This is a genomic window from Puniceibacterium antarcticum (assembly GCF_002760615.1).
Taxonomy (GTDB): Bacteria; Pseudomonadota; Alphaproteobacteria; order Rhodobacterales; family Rhodobacteraceae; genus Puniceibacterium; species Puniceibacterium antarcticum.
In genome coordinates, this window is sequence record NZ_AWWI01000181.1 from 17,016 (window position 1) to 30,284 (window position 13,269).

19 protein-coding genes and 2 pseudogenes are annotated in these 13,269 nt (G+C 55.3%); 10 read left to right on the plus strand and 11 right to left on the minus strand.

Annotation, left to right across the window (positions count from 1 at the left end; all coding sequences use genetic code 11):
• Positions 1-37: 37 nt before the first annotated feature.
• The 4 genes and pseudogenes from P775_RS29295 to P775_RS28295 all read right to left on the minus strand — a co-directional run bounded on the left by P775_RS29295 (position 38) and on the right by P775_RS28295 (position 1,617).
• Entirely contained in the window at positions 38-625 is a 588-nt protein-coding gene (locus P775_RS29295) for a transposase (RefSeq protein WP_342749691.1), read from the minus strand.
• A 101-nt stretch (positions 626-726) separates the two neighbouring features.
• A pseudogene (locus tag P775_RS29300) lies at positions 727-1,143 on the minus strand (helix-turn-helix domain-containing protein); the annotation flags it as partial.
• A 67-nt stretch (positions 1,144-1,210) separates the two neighbouring features.
• Positions 1,211-1,468, minus strand: coding sequence for a WGR domain-containing protein (locus tag P775_RS25465; RefSeq protein ID WP_099913652.1), 258 nt, complete (start codon positions 1,466-1,468; stop codon positions 1,211-1,213).
• Positions 1,465-1,617, minus strand: coding sequence for a hypothetical protein (locus tag P775_RS28295; RefSeq protein ID WP_180287584.1), 153 nt, complete (start codon positions 1,615-1,617; stop codon positions 1,465-1,467). Before P775_RS28295 ends, P775_RS25465 begins: the two co-directional genes overlap by 4 nt.
• 244 nt (positions 1,618-1,861) lie before the next feature.
• Here P775_RS28295 and P775_RS25470 point away from each other — a divergent pair, with 244 nt between their 5' ends.
• Complete coding sequence (locus tag P775_RS25470; RefSeq protein WP_099913614.1) at positions 1,862-2,305, plus strand: hypothetical protein; 444 nt, start codon at positions 1,862-1,864, stop codon at positions 2,303-2,305.
• Positions 2,306-2,568: 263 nt separating this feature from the next.
• Positions 2,569-2,745 (plus strand): hypothetical protein, encoded by a 177-nt coding sequence (locus P775_RS28300; RefSeq protein WP_180287585.1) that lies wholly within the window; start codon positions 2,569-2,571, stop codon positions 2,743-2,745.
• 27 nt (positions 2,746-2,772) lie between these two features.
• On the opposite strand, the gene P775_RS25475 is transcribed toward P775_RS28300, so the two are convergent.
• Positions 2,773-3,735 carry an IS1595 family transposase gene (locus tag P775_RS25475; RefSeq protein ID WP_099913615.1) on the minus strand — a complete coding sequence of 321 codons (963 nt, stop codon included), beginning with the start codon at positions 3,733-3,735 and terminating at the stop codon, positions 2,773-2,775.
• A 100-nt stretch (positions 3,736-3,835) separates the two neighbouring features.
• Between P775_RS25475 and P775_RS25480 the strand changes: the two genes are divergently transcribed.
• From P775_RS25480 to P775_RS30045, 3 genes are all read left to right on the plus strand, one after another.
• Positions 3,836-4,060, plus strand: a complete 225-nt coding sequence (locus P775_RS25480) for a DUF6471 domain-containing protein (protein ID WP_099913616.1) — start codon at positions 3,836-3,838, stop codon at positions 4,058-4,060.
• A complete protein-coding gene (locus tag P775_RS25485) occupies positions 4,018-4,965 on the plus strand; it encodes a hypothetical protein (RefSeq protein WP_143521006.1) in 948 nt (315 codons plus the stop codon). The genes P775_RS25480 and P775_RS25485 overlap by 43 nt, the downstream gene beginning before the upstream one ends.
• Positions 4,966-5,163: 198 nt before the next feature.
• Positions 5,164-5,439 carry a glyoxalase superfamily protein gene (locus P775_RS30045; RefSeq protein ID WP_425439936.1) on the plus strand — a complete coding sequence of 92 codons (276 nt, stop codon included), beginning with the start codon at positions 5,164-5,166 and terminating at the stop codon, positions 5,437-5,439.
• 226 nt (positions 5,440-5,665) lie between these two features.
• Here P775_RS30045 and P775_RS25495 read toward each other — a convergent pair whose 3' ends face one another.
• A complete protein-coding gene (locus P775_RS25495; RefSeq protein ID WP_099913653.1) occupies positions 5,666-6,097 on the minus strand; it encodes a helix-turn-helix domain-containing protein in 432 nt (143 codons plus the stop codon).
• Positions 6,098-6,128: 31 nt separating this feature from the next.
• Here P775_RS25495 and P775_RS25500 point away from each other — a divergent pair, with 31 nt between their 5' ends.
• The 4 genes from P775_RS25500 (at position 6,129) to P775_RS28305 (ending at position 9,633) form a co-directional block, all read left to right on the plus strand.
• Entirely contained in the window at positions 6,129-7,403 is a 1,275-nt protein-coding gene (locus tag P775_RS25500) for an MFS transporter (protein WP_218967769.1), read from the plus strand.
• 466 nt (positions 7,404-7,869) lie between these two features.
• Positions 7,870-8,382 (plus strand): hypothetical protein, encoded by a 513-nt coding sequence (locus P775_RS25505; RefSeq protein WP_099913620.1) that lies wholly within the window; start codon positions 7,870-7,872, stop codon positions 8,380-8,382.
• A gap of 96 nt (positions 8,383-8,478) precedes the next feature.
• Positions 8,479-8,937 (plus strand): tRNA (cytidine(34)-2'-O)-methyltransferase, encoded by a 459-nt coding sequence (locus P775_RS25510; protein WP_342749690.1) that lies wholly within the window; start codon positions 8,479-8,481, stop codon positions 8,935-8,937.
• Between the two features lie 525 nt (positions 8,938-9,462).
• Entirely contained in the window at positions 9,463-9,633 is a 171-nt protein-coding gene (locus tag P775_RS28305) for a hypothetical protein (protein WP_180287586.1), read from the plus strand.
• 634 nt (positions 9,634-10,267) lie between these two features.
• Here the strand turns inward: P775_RS28305 and P775_RS25520 are convergent.
• The 4 genes from P775_RS25520 to P775_RS25530 form a co-directional block, all read right to left on the minus strand.
• Positions 10,268-10,630, minus strand: coding sequence for a response regulator (locus P775_RS25520; protein WP_099913622.1), 363 nt, complete (start codon positions 10,628-10,630; stop codon positions 10,268-10,270).
• On the minus strand, positions 10,623-11,675 hold the full coding sequence (locus tag P775_RS25525; RefSeq protein WP_099913623.1) for an HWE histidine kinase domain-containing protein: 1,053 nt from the start codon (positions 11,673-11,675) through the stop codon (positions 10,623-10,625). The genes P775_RS25520 and P775_RS25525 overlap by 8 nt, the downstream gene beginning before the upstream one ends.
• 89 nt (positions 11,676-11,764) lie before the next feature.
• A complete protein-coding gene (locus tag P775_RS27790; protein WP_143521007.1) occupies positions 11,765-11,944 on the minus strand; it encodes a hypothetical protein in 180 nt (59 codons plus the stop codon).
• Between the two features lie 45 nt (positions 11,945-11,989).
• Positions 11,990-12,364: a hypothetical protein gene (locus P775_RS25530; protein ID WP_245875863.1), complete on the minus strand. Its 375-nt coding sequence runs from the start codon at positions 12,362-12,364 to the stop codon at positions 11,990-11,992.
• A gap of 27 nt (positions 12,365-12,391) precedes the next feature.
• Here P775_RS25530 and P775_RS25535 point away from each other — a divergent pair.
• Positions 12,392-12,727 (plus strand): annotated as a pseudogene (locus P775_RS25535) (ATP-binding cassette domain-containing protein); the annotation flags it as partial.
• 239 nt (positions 12,728-12,966) lie between these two features.
• On the opposite strand, the gene P775_RS25540 reads toward P775_RS25535, so the two are convergent.
• Positions 12,967-13,266, minus strand: coding sequence for an antibiotic biosynthesis monooxygenase (locus tag P775_RS25540; RefSeq protein WP_099913624.1), 300 nt, complete (start codon positions 13,264-13,266; stop codon positions 12,967-12,969).
• Between the last annotated feature and the right edge of the window lie 3 nt (positions 13,267-13,269).

Below are 13,269 nucleotides of genomic sequence, written 5' to 3' on the forward strand. Positions count from 1 at the left end.
GGCAGCACTCGTTTTGCAAGATTCTTCTATACCTCTGCTACTTCAAAACCCGAAAGTTCTCGTGGGTTATGACGCGGAAGTTGTCTGAGACCTTGTCGCGGAATTTCGTCCACTCCTGCGGGATGGTTTCACGCATGAATGCAAGGATGGCGTCGGCGAACTGCTTCTGACTTGGGTAGTAGCGATTGTGGGTCACGTATTGGTGCAGGACGGCCCAAAGTCGCTCAATCGGATTGAGATGAGGGCAGTAGGGCGGCAGCTGAATCAGATGGATACGGCAAGCTGCCCTGGCGAGGAAAGCTCTGACATCGGGCCCTTTGTGGTAGGCAGCGTTATCCCAGATGACATGAACGATGCGCTTATCGGGGTTGCGCGCTTCGATCTTGGTCAGCAGTTGCACGGCGCTGACCCCATCAACAGTTGTGGGCTCGACAAAGGGTGCATCGAAGGTTTCGAGGTTACAGCCCCATGAATGTTCACACGACCGCGCCCTGCCGTGCTGAGAACCGCTGGATTTGTTCCAATCTTCACCCAGCCAAATGCAGGCTTGGTCTGGTATTCCGGATGCACCGCATCCATTGCCCGGCAGGCGATTGCTTGCAATCGCTGAGAGGGGGCGAAGTATACGGCTTCATCTGCCGGTAACTCACGCATCAAGCGTTCATAGGCTGCGATGAAAGCTGTCTGCTTTTCCGCCGATGCCACGCGCGGCAGGGGCTTGGGCTTGCGGTATTCAAAGCCCAGTCGGGCCAGAAGTTTGATGCAGCCAGAATGGGAATAGTGCAGACTGCACTCAGCTGCGAGGTGGGCCCTGATCTCGACCGTCGAGCGACAGAAGCGGGCTTCTAGCCAAGCGCATAACGCAACCTCCTGTGCCTGCGTCATACGGGACTGACCACCCTTCCAGCTGTCGTAGGCAAGCGCATCCCAACCATCCCGCAGGAAGGTTTTATGCCAGCCCCGAATGGTATCGTCGTCCAGATACAGGAAATCCGAAATCTCTTTGCAGGATTTGCCGTCGTCGAGCAGCAGGATCGCATTTGCCCGGCGGGCAATACCGTGGTCTTCGCGCTGGCGACGAACGCAAGCCTCAAGCTCGAGGCGGTCTGCTGAGGAAAGAAAACCGGCGCGGATCATAGGCATAGCTGAATCGTTCCACACCCAGCCGTCAAGTAAACAAATTCGGCTTCCGCAGGACTCCGAGTATAACTCACAAAAGATAACCCAGTCGCACCTTGCGTTTTACTACCTCTGCTAGAGCATCAACCGCTTGTCCCTCGTCAGGAAAAAACCGGGTTGTGGTTGATCCTGGGCAACCGAGCTGACCAGACTCAACGACAAGAGCGGCCCCTCCGAAGAGATCGGGTTGGACTGTCACAAGATAGAACCGGCGGACAGCCCCCTCGGGGTCCGTTCGCCGCAAACGCAGAACGGTGGGAAACATCTCGATCTGCTGCTGGTCGGTCATTCTGACGGGCTCCATTTGGCGCTGTCATTCAAGAAGTGTTCGTAGCGCTGCGTGGTGATCTGCATTTCCTGAAACACTCTCAGGCGCTCGGCGTCAAGGCAGGCGGTATAGAGCGATGCGTCAAGAAAATAACGTTCAAACTCAGCCACTTATCCTGACAGTCAAGTTCGAAATGTGCCCTGTCGGTCACTGCCAACATTCGAGCGAGCCGCAGCGAAGGCCCGTGGCGGGCTCAAACTGACCGATGCTGCGCCATGCGTATTTCTACATGAAGGGCGGAGAACGGACCTTCGCTGCGCCCGCAAACTAAAATGGGGAAGCCGCGGCCTTATGTATCAAGCGCACCAACAGGAATACTAGATTTCCAGCCCGTTGTGAATCACTCTACGGCGCATGGGACAATCAATCGTAATCCACGGACTGATCAAGAAGCGCGCTGAGATAGCAGGCCAGCACAGGGCAGCAATCAAAGCCGCTGATGCGATCAAGGACGACCTTGCCGCCATAGATCGCGCTTTGCTCTTGTGCGGCTACAAGGACGACCCGAAGGGCATCGCACCACGTGGCAAGTACAAGCAGCTATTCGGGCGAAATGAGTTGAAGCTGACAATCATCAACGCGCTACGGGTGGCCCCTGCGGATGATGAAACGATAGCGGCGCAGATCATGGCCGCGAAGGGCTGGGGCGATGATATTCACGCCGATGTGTTAAAGCGGGTGCGTGACGCGCTACAGAGGGCGCAGACGGCGGGGCAAGTGGTGCAGGACTTCGGGCCGGATGGGTGTTTGTGGACAATTGCAGAACGCGCGACCCAGCCTGCTGAAACGGGCTCATAACGCCCTTTTAGCTCTTTGGCTACCCTCGGTGCTAAAATGCAGAGATGGGCCTGTAAGGGGCTATTTGGCGCGCCTCATGGCGAATAAGTCTTGCTATGTCGTTGGGATGATTCTAAAAGTAGAAAGCCACGAAGCCCGGCAAGGCTTCGTGGCTAAAATCCAACGCCGTTACGGGGCGAAAGACTGCATTTTGCACGGACGTTATGTCCATATGTTATCTTTCATGTCAAGTCCTGTGACGGCTCCAAATTTGTGGAGTTGCTATGCGAAATGACAACAGACGACCAAGCAAAAAACTAACTGCGGAAGATGCTAAAGTCATCAAGGAACGTTTAAAAAGGGGAGATATGCAGAGTCGTATCGCCGCTGACTTTGACGTTAACCTTGGCCGTATAAGCGAGATCAATACTGGTAAGAAATTTGCCGATGTTAGGATTTAAGGATTAGGGGGCTTCGGCCCCCTTTTCTTATGCCGCCCGCTGCCAGTAGCCCTTCCAGTTGCGGCTGACCGGTGCGCCCATGGCGTTGCTAACCATGATATGCGTCAGTGTGCCGTTGTCGGTACGGCGGTTATCCTCAAGCCATGCCGCATGGTTCGCGTACTGGTGCAGGTACTGCGGCGAAACGTGGTGGTGCTGACCGTCAACCATGCGGCGCAGGCGGGAAAAGTAGCTTTCCGCCATGTTGGTGTGCTTGCCATGGTCGCTGTAGATTTCCGAGTGGTTCACGCGGTCAACGTTCCAGCCCGCATGAAGCGCATCCCAATGGCTTGCCTCATCTGCTGACATGGTGGCTGTGCGGCTGACGATCTCTTGTGCCAGCGCAACGCCTTCACCTTCTGTCATGGTCACGGTGGGCAGGGTGCGGCCTTCACGCTCACGCATGACGATCACAACGCGGCGTTTGCCGGTCTGGTTCTCTTTCAAGCGGCGGTCTTTGCGGTCTGCCTTGGCATTCTCGGGGCGAACATGACCGCCAAAATAGGCACCATCGATTTCAACGTGACCCTCCAGCGCAACGCCGGTCTGAATTTCCTGCGTCATCGCTTCGCGCAGTTTGTGGGAGAGGACAAATGCGGTCTTGTACTGGCAGTCCAGATCGCGGGAAAGCTGCACCATGGACACGCCCTTGGATGCGTTTACGATGATGCAGATTGCCGCCAGCAGATCCACAAAGTCCATCTTGCGGCTGGCAAAGATTGTACCGCTGGTGACGCTGAACTGATGCGCACATGCCTTGCACTTGAACTTGCGGCGGGTGGTGATCTTGTAGGTTTCGAAGCAGCCGCAGCGCGGGCAGATCGCTTCGCCGTCCGTCTTGGGCCAGCGCATCTCGCAGAACACTTTGTAAGCAGCGTCTTCGCCAGCCTTGTAGATCGCGCGAAGGCTGAGGGTGCGGGATGCTGCTGAGAGAAGGAAGTGCTGTGCCATTTTATACCGTATCCGATGATTACATATCGAATATAGTATGCTGACATACTGCCTGCAATAGGTTACATACTAAATAAGATAACTTTTTAACGGAGGCGATATGCCTACACAGACAGAATGGGAAAAGCAGGCTGCAAACCTGCTCAAAGCAGAGTTGAAGCGAAAGGGCGTGACTTACGCGCAGCTTGTTGAAAGGCTGGCGGGCATTGGAATCAGTGAGAAAGAGGTGAACGTTGCCAACAAGCTATCCCGAGGGAAGTTTTCAGCGGCGTTTATGTTGCAATGTCTATCAGCCGTTGGATCATCGCAATTGCATTTGGATTGATCGCCTGCCTAGGGGCGGCTCAGGAACAACCCACTCCCAAAGATCAGCCAGGGCAAAGCGAGAGCGCTACCAATGCCGGTGACGGTGGCCAAGAAAATCAGTACAAGACCATAGAGCTTACGTCCGCGCTCGACCGCATAGAGGCCGCGATCCGCGACCTGATAGCCGAAGAAGACAAGATAGAGCAGGAGCGCGCCAGAGAGCAGGCCTCCCGCGATCTTAATGCCCAAGAGGGCATGGCGTGGTGGGCGGAGTTGATGTTCTACGCAACTGCTGCGACGGTCGCCCTTACCTTCGTTGCGCTTTTTGCAATCATACGAACGCTGTTTCACACTAAACGTGCTGCTGACGCGGCTCATGATATGGTCGATGAGGCGCGAGCGACTACTACCGCTGCCGAAAGGGGCGCTCTGGTCGCCCGCGAGATAGGCGAGGCGCAGGTCAGAGCTTACGTTTCTGTTGATGAAATATCCATTTCCGAGAGCCCCGATGCACAAGGAAGATATGAGGCTCGTGTTACCCTGAAGAATACTGGGCAAAGCCCCGCTTGGGAGGTGCACAACGAATTGCAGGTTGCCTTTGCGGCAACATTTCCCCCAACCATCATAAGAGCGAATAGCATTCCGCTTCCACCTGTCAAGGCTCAAGCAGGAAGCGCTAAAAACGATATACCTGCGGGGAATTTTCTTCATGCAAAATCGCATACTCCGGTCGGTATGTGTAACCAAAATTCCAAAGATTTGATCGCTAAAGGATATGCAGTTTTGTTCGCTAGAGGGTGGGTTGAGTATAAAGACGTGTTCGGAGGGCTTCATCGAACTGAATATACTTGGCACCGCGATAGAGAAACGATTGATGCGGGCTTCAGCATCGCGGCCTCCGAAAATGGCAACAAATCCACATAGAGCTACCGGAAGGATCAATCTAACCATTGACCGCACCTTTGGTGCGTTTGCTACATAAGGCCGGGAAGCCGAACAAAGCGGCCGCTCGGGGCCGCCGCGCAATATTTTTCGGGGTGCATCTGCAGCGAAGGTCGGCAGTGAGCCCACTTTACCACATGCTGCATCTCGGCGAATGTCTGCTATCGCGGATGAGGCAAGCTGTCACGCGCAGAGCCGAAGCCTTTCACACTGAACGCTCCGGTGAGAGGGTACTACATGAGCCAGCCCTTTTCGGGGCGGATCGTAGCCCTTGCGAAGGCAGGCGCGAACACGCAAATCTCGATTCAGCTGGATGAACCTGTGGACACGGTGAAGTTTGAGAGTTTCTCGAACTTGAGGCACCATATCAGAGGTGTAGTCGGCCCTGACGGTCATTCCCCGCGCCAGACGTCAGATGGCACGCCGCATCTCATTATAGATATGCCGAGCGGTTGATCCGAAATGCGTGATCAATTTCAAACTCGTAAAAATGCTATGCAGGGCATTTCAAAAACTCTCATTTTTGAGCACCACACCCTTCCGCTTTGGGAAAGCTGACATTTATGCAGATGGCAGCATCACGCAATATGGGCTCAAGCAGCCTTGCGGGGCAACAGCATCTGCACCGGCCTCAGCCGATCCGCAGCCCCTGCCATGCCAAAATTGTCACCATTGTTCGCATCTAGGTTACATTCAGCACGCGTAAATCGGCCTTCTTCGCTCCGCGCTTACCCATAATGCCGACAAGACGCCTGAACGTTGGGCATTCCAAGTGCGACGGGGCCGGACAGTCAGCAACATGCCGCAATGTATCTCGAAGTGCGCTCAACTCTCGAATCTGCCGGTCCAGATCATCTGCGCGGTCCTGCAACTCCTCGCGGGGCAGATCCGGTTTCCCATCTCTACCGAACATCCCCGAAATTTCCTTGAGCGAGAACCCCGCCGACTTACCCATCGAGATCAAAGCAAGTTGCAGCAAGACGTCCGGTGCGAATTGTCTTCGAAGTCCGTGGCGACCGATCGAGGAGATCAGTCCGATTTCCTCATAATAGCGCAGCGTCGAAGCCGGAATTTTGGCTTTCTGCGACACCTCGCCAATATCGAGTATCTTCATGCTTGACCTCAAGTTGACTTGAATTCGTAGAGTGACGGCGCACAGCGATTCTGACAAGTGGAGGCCAAAATTGACGTACAAGAAATCACCGCAGCCAAGGACCGCAAGAATTGGCGCATTGCTATGCCTGTCTCTCTCCATGCTACTGGCTTCGCTGGGAACCAGCATTGCCAATATAGCTTTGCCAACCCTCGCACTGTCCTTCGATGCGCCATTCCATCGGGTGCAGTGGGTCGTGATCTCTTATCTCGCGGCCCTCACACTCTTCGTTGTGCTTGCCGGCAGACTTGGTGATCAGTTCGGACGGCAACGGATGCTTGTGCTGGGGCTTGTCTTGTTTTCGCTGACATCCGCGCTCTGTGGCCTGGCGTCCAGCCTCTGGATGCTGATCGCAGCACGGGCTCTTCAAGGCGTTGGCGCAGCCTTTCTGATGACGTTGACCATAGCGCTGGTACGCGAAACGGTTGGTGGCGCACGGGTTGGGCGCACCATGGGGCTGCTCGGAACCATGTCTGCGGTCGGAACAGCGCTTGGCCCATCGCTCGGTGGCTTGTTGATCGGACAGTTTGGGTGGCCCTCGGTCTTCCTTGTTCTCGCACCAATCAGCCTGTTGGCGGCTGGCCTAGCACACAGTTCTTTGCCCGCAGGTCCGCCGAGCGTAAAATCACCACGGATCGGACCTTTCGCGCTGCGTGCAAACGACATCATCCCCCACTTAACCGCAAATTTTCTCGCGGCGAACATGATGATGGCAACGTTGCTGCTGGGCCCGTTCTATCTGGGCTTCGCCCTTGGTCTTCCCCCCGCAATGGTCGGTCTGGTCATGTCGATTGGACCCGCGATTTCTATTTGCACCGGGGTGCCGTCGGGGCGGGTCGTGGATACGTGGGGTTCCCCGCGCATTCTTTTGATCGGACTTCTCGCGCTGGCCGCCGGTTCTTTTGCCCTGTCTGCACTGCCTGTGATGTTCGGGGTCGGCGGTTACATCACAGCCATCGTGATTTTGACGCCGGGCTACCAGTTGTTCCAGTCAGCCAACAACACATTGGTCATGGCAGATGTCCCAGAAGATCAGCGTGGAGCGGTGTCAGGTCTGCTTGGCCTATCGCGCAACCTCGGTCTCATCTTCGGGGCGTCCGTGATGGGCAAGGTATTTTCCTTTGGTGCCGGAGCCGACCACATCGAAAACGCGACGTCGGGTTCGATAGCCCATGGCATGCAGCTTACATTCGTGATCGCCGGGACCTCAGTGGTCGCTGCGCTGTGGTATATGCGTCGTTTCCCGCCAAATCGCGTGGAATACTAGCCGAACAGCGTCAGCAAAACGCCATCGCCGTCATTAACTGCGCGGCAAAGCTGACAGAAAGGTCTCAGTGCCGCCTTGCGGCGGCGCTGCACGAAGTCATCGGCCCACCACCGCCTCAGGGTTGGATGCAGCCGACGGCAGCCTTCGCTTTGCTGCCGGTCGAACGCTCTGCAGCAACATCGTGCCCGTAAGCCGCGTTCTGTGCGTCCGCTTCCGGGAAGCTGGCCTCGGGATGTCGCGCCTGCAGCAGAGCGGTTGCTGCGCCTGGCATAATGTCGTGAAAGGGCTGGCTGCCGTCGGCGGCTCCGGGCCTTTTGTGCCATTATTCTGTAGGGCGGCGCTTGGCCGATTTTGAGCATCTACACCCGTGAATGGTTTTTATGCGACTTCACGATGTATCGCTCCGGCCCCTATCATTCCTCGCCGCTTAGCTTAAGGGAGGGTGGGACGCTACGGAGAATGAACGATGACTACGTTACAGGATGTACCGACACTGATTGGGGCCGCCAAGGCCAAGGCAAAGAGGTCCAAAGATAGAATTTCCAAAATTCGGGAACATTTGGAAGGGCAGCCAGGATCCGAATCTCAGGTTGAAGAGCTTCACGCGGCGAATGTCGAGCTTGAATTGGTTGCGGTTGATATCTTCACTCTTTTCGAGGTGCGCATGCAAAACCACTTTAAACGGGGTCCGTTTTCGCGAAAACTAAGATCAGCTCTTTTAGAAACTGGGCACACTGATCTCGTCGATGGAATTCAAAAATGTTATCTGGCAATCAACGTGCTCAAACACGGAAAAGGCGCGAGCTACCGGGAATTGCTCAAAACTCCGACCACACTTTTTCATGTGAAGCCTGCCGAAAGCACCACGTCACAAGATGAAAACGCGCCTTCAGGCCTTATAGATATTGGTGTGCCGGGCTTTTTTGATGGGCTCGCCGCGACACTTCTTCAGGCTCACCAATTTCTTGAAAATCGGTAGTTTTCCGAACTCTATTTACGAGAAAGATTATGCGGTGCATTGCGAATGCGGCGTCACAAAATGAGAAAGTCCACACATCCTATGTCTGAGCCGTGCATGAAACTTGTGTTGGTCACACCCGAAATTCCGTACAATACGGGCGCTATTGGCCGGACCTGCGTTGCGTTGAACCTCGAGCTGATTTTGATTAAACCTTACGGGTTTTCCCTTACTGAGAAAGCCGTGCGGAGGGCCGGAACGGACTACTGGAAGTATGTTCACCTCAGCGAATATGACAGTTGGAAACACTTTCTGGATGATCGCAAGCCACGCCCCGAAAGCCTATTCTTCTTCGAAGAACACGGCGAACAAACTCTTTACGATGCTGACTATCAACCGGATGCTTATTTGGTATTCGGTTGTGAATCAAAAGGCTTGCCATTGGCGATACTCAATGGGATGGAAGATCAGACATTCAGTTTGCCCATGCTCGATTCACGCGTTCGATCGCTCAATCTGGCAAATGTAGCTACAGCAGTTATCTATCAAGCTATGCGCACTCAGCTAGGCGGCTGAAAGCGGCGATTGGCGACATGGTTGACTGTACCTGCAAAGTCCGCAGTGCTGCTGGTTGTCTGTGATTGGATGATGCACTTGCTGCGAACGGTAGCTCCCGAGCGCGGCAGCGCAGCGTAAAAACTCCGCTACGCAAAATCTCCTCGGAAAATTGGGACGCTGTTTTTGCTATTGGTCACTTGCCAAACACAGTTTTCAAAAGAGCGCTTTTGCGGTACGTTATTCTGGTGAAACGGCTCGGTCGGGGGGGAGATGAGTTTTTCAACGGAATAAGCTGACTACGGATCTCGTTGCTGCGTCTGGTTCGAGGGTCTGGGGAGCTACTGTGATCTTCCCTATTCAATGGTGTCTCTCGCTCCGTATACGTGACAAGTTCACTGGACCGAGATTGGCTGAAGCTGGACGTCGGTGTCGAGCTTTAACCCGGCTTATTCATCCAAATCATTTCGTCAAGGTTGCGTGCGCCTGAAAGCGGCGTAGAATCAGGCTGTTGAGACAAAATCCGCAGCAGCCACGGACGAACGCATGGGTGAAACGTTACGACCGGTCGCGACCAGATTCAACCGCTCTCTGACGATCAAAACGCGGGCGGAAATGTTGACCGGCGACCCCGGCGCAGTGCTGCTTCGGGAGGTGCTTGACGCCACCGGTATCGTGCCGTGGATGGCGGCGCGGATGAAGGACGATCGCCGCTAGGCCGATGTAATCCACGATCTACCGTCTCTGGTGCGGACCATGTTGCTTTTGGTGGCGCAGGGTTCCCGCCGAACATGGCGTTCGCTGCGCCAGCGCCATCCAAATTTTTGCAATGGCAGCGAACGGCAGAAAGGTCCGCTCACCGGACCCTGGTGCAGGGCACAGCGAAGGTCCGGTCCGAGCCCTCTTTACCGAATGCCGTCCCGCAGCATTCTGCGAGTGCAGAAAATCCAGCCTGTCGCGAACGGCCCACAGCATGCGTAATTGGGCTGCCCCTATTCAGAGGTCGAGCTCCTGTTAAAATCACAGTCAGACTGTGAACAAGGGAGATGAATGATGGAATATTTTGCCGGTTTGGATGTGTAACTTCGCTCATGTGCCATCTGTGTCGTCGATGCCAAAGGCAAGGTGATGCTCGAAAAGGAACTACCCTGTGAAGTTGGCGATATCGCCGATTGCCTGAACAGCTCCGGTTACCTGACTATTATAGCGGCGAATGTCTGATGGCGCTCAGGTTCAATTAAGCCTGCCAAAGACGTAAAAGATTTTTCCGAGAACTTCTGTCACATCGAGGTTTTAATTCTTACTCATCAGGACACGCAGAAACGACCAAAAAAGACCAAAGCTCCGCCCTCTATGTGAGAAGCTGTGTGAGCGCGGTGGTCAGATCAGCGTCTCTGAACGGCTTGTTAAGTACGATGTGGTCACGAAAGCCCTCCCTCATCTCAGGTCTGTCATTTCCGGTGCAGAAGATGAAGGGGACGCCGCTTTTCAACAGAGCGTCGGCTACGCTGCTGCTGTCGTCTCCACCCAGGTTCATGTCCAGCGTCGCTGCGTCGAAAAATTCAGATTCGATGAGAGAAACTGCCTTTTTGACCGTGGCGGCGCTGGTCACTGACCGGCATCCGAGGTCTTCCAGGATACCCTCGACCATCATCAAGATCAGCATCTCGTCCTCGACGACGAGGATGCGGCGACCGGACAGCAATTCACTCATGGTCGGACACGGGGGCGGGTATTTTCATCGTGCAGACCACCCCTTCAGTACGATAATCGAGTTGCACCGTACCATCCAACTCATGCGCAAGGCCTCGTTCCAGCACATGCGAGCCGAACCCTTTGCGCAACGGCGATGTCACAACCGGTCCTTCCTTTTCCGTCCAGATCAAAACCAGCCGCCGACCCGTTGGTGATGACTCGACCGACCACTCGATCCGGATCGATCCATACTCGTTGGAGAAGGCCCCGTACTTGATGGCATTGGTTGCCAACTCGTTAAAAGCGATGCCAAGTGCCAGCGCCGCTTTTGGTGCGAACCGGATGTTCTCGCCGCTGATCGCGACGCGTCCAGACCGTTCGTCAAGCCCGCCAAACGGCTCCAACGCGTCGCGGAGCACATCCAAAAGACCGGCGCTGTGCCATTTCTCGCGGCTCAGAAGATCGTGTGACCGGGAGAGGGCAAACAGGCGGCTTTCCACGGCTTTCCGCATCTCCTTCGGGTCGGCGTTCGCCCGCGCCGCCTGCGACACGATCGATTGAACGGTCGCCAGGGTGTTCTTCACGCGGTGGCTCAGCTCATCGATAAGCATCCGGGAATGGGCCTGTTCGTTCTTGTAAGAGGTCAGATCGACGAAGGACGCGAAGTACTGGATTATGTCGCCATCATCGTTCCTGACCGGACTGACGAAGAGGGTCGCCCAGAACTTGCTGCCGTCCTTGCGGCGGTAGTGGATTTCGAAATCGACCTCAGACAGCCCTTCGAACGCCTCGCGGATGAGCGCCAGCGCCTCTTCATCGTCAACATGGGCCATGAAGAAGTTGAAGCTCTGGCCTAGAACATCCTCGCGGATATAACCGGTCAACTCGAGAAAGGCGTCGTTGGCAAAGATGATCGGATGATCCGTTTCGCAGGCATCCGCGAACACCATCGCCATCCGCGTCGTCTCGGCTGCGACGACAAACGGCCCGAGGTCGTCCTGAAAGCCCTCGACTTTGCCTTCGGCAGACTTCTGATCTTTGGACTTGCTGTCGTGGTTCGGCACTTGGAGATCCCCCGTGAAAGCTTGGCCGAAACCCGCAAATGCGGAACACCTGTTGACCGTGTCCTTGGTCGAGTAAAACGAAGGTCGACTCAAGTTTTATTGCTTTGATCATTGATTGCCAGCATCAGCGCTTCGCAAATGGAAAGTACGGCCATACCGCAATATTTTCCCTTGTCGGTTGCAGCGAGATCACCCTTCATCCTGGCCTCTTCCATCATTGAATGAACGACAGAAAAAATTGGTACCCTGCCTTTGACTTCCAATGTCATGAACCGGTGTCGGTTGATTTGATCTGGATCAGTGTCGTTGACTTATCAGGTTGGAATTTCTGATGAGTGCCAGCCCCAGATAAGGTAGACCCCCGTCAGCATCACGTAGGCCGCGCCGAAAACGGTACCGCCAACCAGCGTGGGGACGGGGCCAAGTCCGAGGCCGACCGACAGGATGCTGGCCGCCATCAAGCCTAAAAAGGCCCAGTGAACGCGGTCGAGAACAAACTTTCCGACGAGTGTTCCTGCCAAGGCTCCAACAAGCCCACCGACACCGATACAAGTCCAGAGAAGGCCAGTTCCGGTTGTTCCCCAGTCCAGCTGGTTCGCGACGAGCTGGCCGCCGAAGGACCAGAGGGCCGTGCTCGCGGCCCCCATCAGGAGAGATGCCGAGATCAGTCGTAGGACCGGCCCCGTCATCGGGGGCAGACCACCTGAGCGGCCGCTGAAAGCCGCAAGGAACAGGGCCTCGTGTTGGGCATGAACTGCAAGGACAATATGACCCTCCCGCAGGTGGGCGATCTGACCGCCGGGCCGTTTGTATCTGACGGGGCCGAGATCGCCATTTTCGACCAGTACCGCGACAAGCTGTCGATCAAGGCCCCGGGCTGGCGGCAGAAGGTCGGCAACCTTTCGGGCGGCAACCAACAGAAGATCGTGATCGGCAAATGGCTGTCGATGCAGCCCAAGGTTCTGATCGTGGACGAACCCACGCGCGGCATCGATGTTGGGTCTAAATCCGAGATCCACAACCTTATCCGCGACTTGGCTAAACAGGGCTATTGTCCGGACGGAGTTGTTGGCGCTTGATGCAGCGAAGGACCCGTTCGAGCGCGCGCGATCAAGACGGGAGCCCAGATCATCCGCTGTGACGCTGCAACCACTTTCCGTAATCTCTCAGCCCGTCGTGGATACCCTGGGGTAGCTGCACCGGCGTAATTTGAACGACATAGCATCCTATCCCTTTGGGGGAATTGGCCGGAATTTAGGTGTGGCAAATGCAGCGGCTTCAAGTTGAGCGGCTACGAACCTTGTACCAGAACTGGGCTGAAATAGGTTTTGGTCCGCCCGCCAATTGTGATTGGGTCGATCATCCTGACGCAGGTCTGATAATGCTCTGTCTTGCGGTGCTCATCCAGCGCCGCATCGCTTTCAAAGATTTCATAGACGAAAAAGTTGTTATTGTTCTCGGGGTCATGGAGCAGGTCAAACCGGATATTTCCGGGCTCCTTGCGGGTGCCTTCGCAGTTGATAGTGAAGGCTTCGAGGAATGTGTCCCGCGTGCCGTCCTGAACCTGAATGTTCACGAGTTGAATGAGCATGAG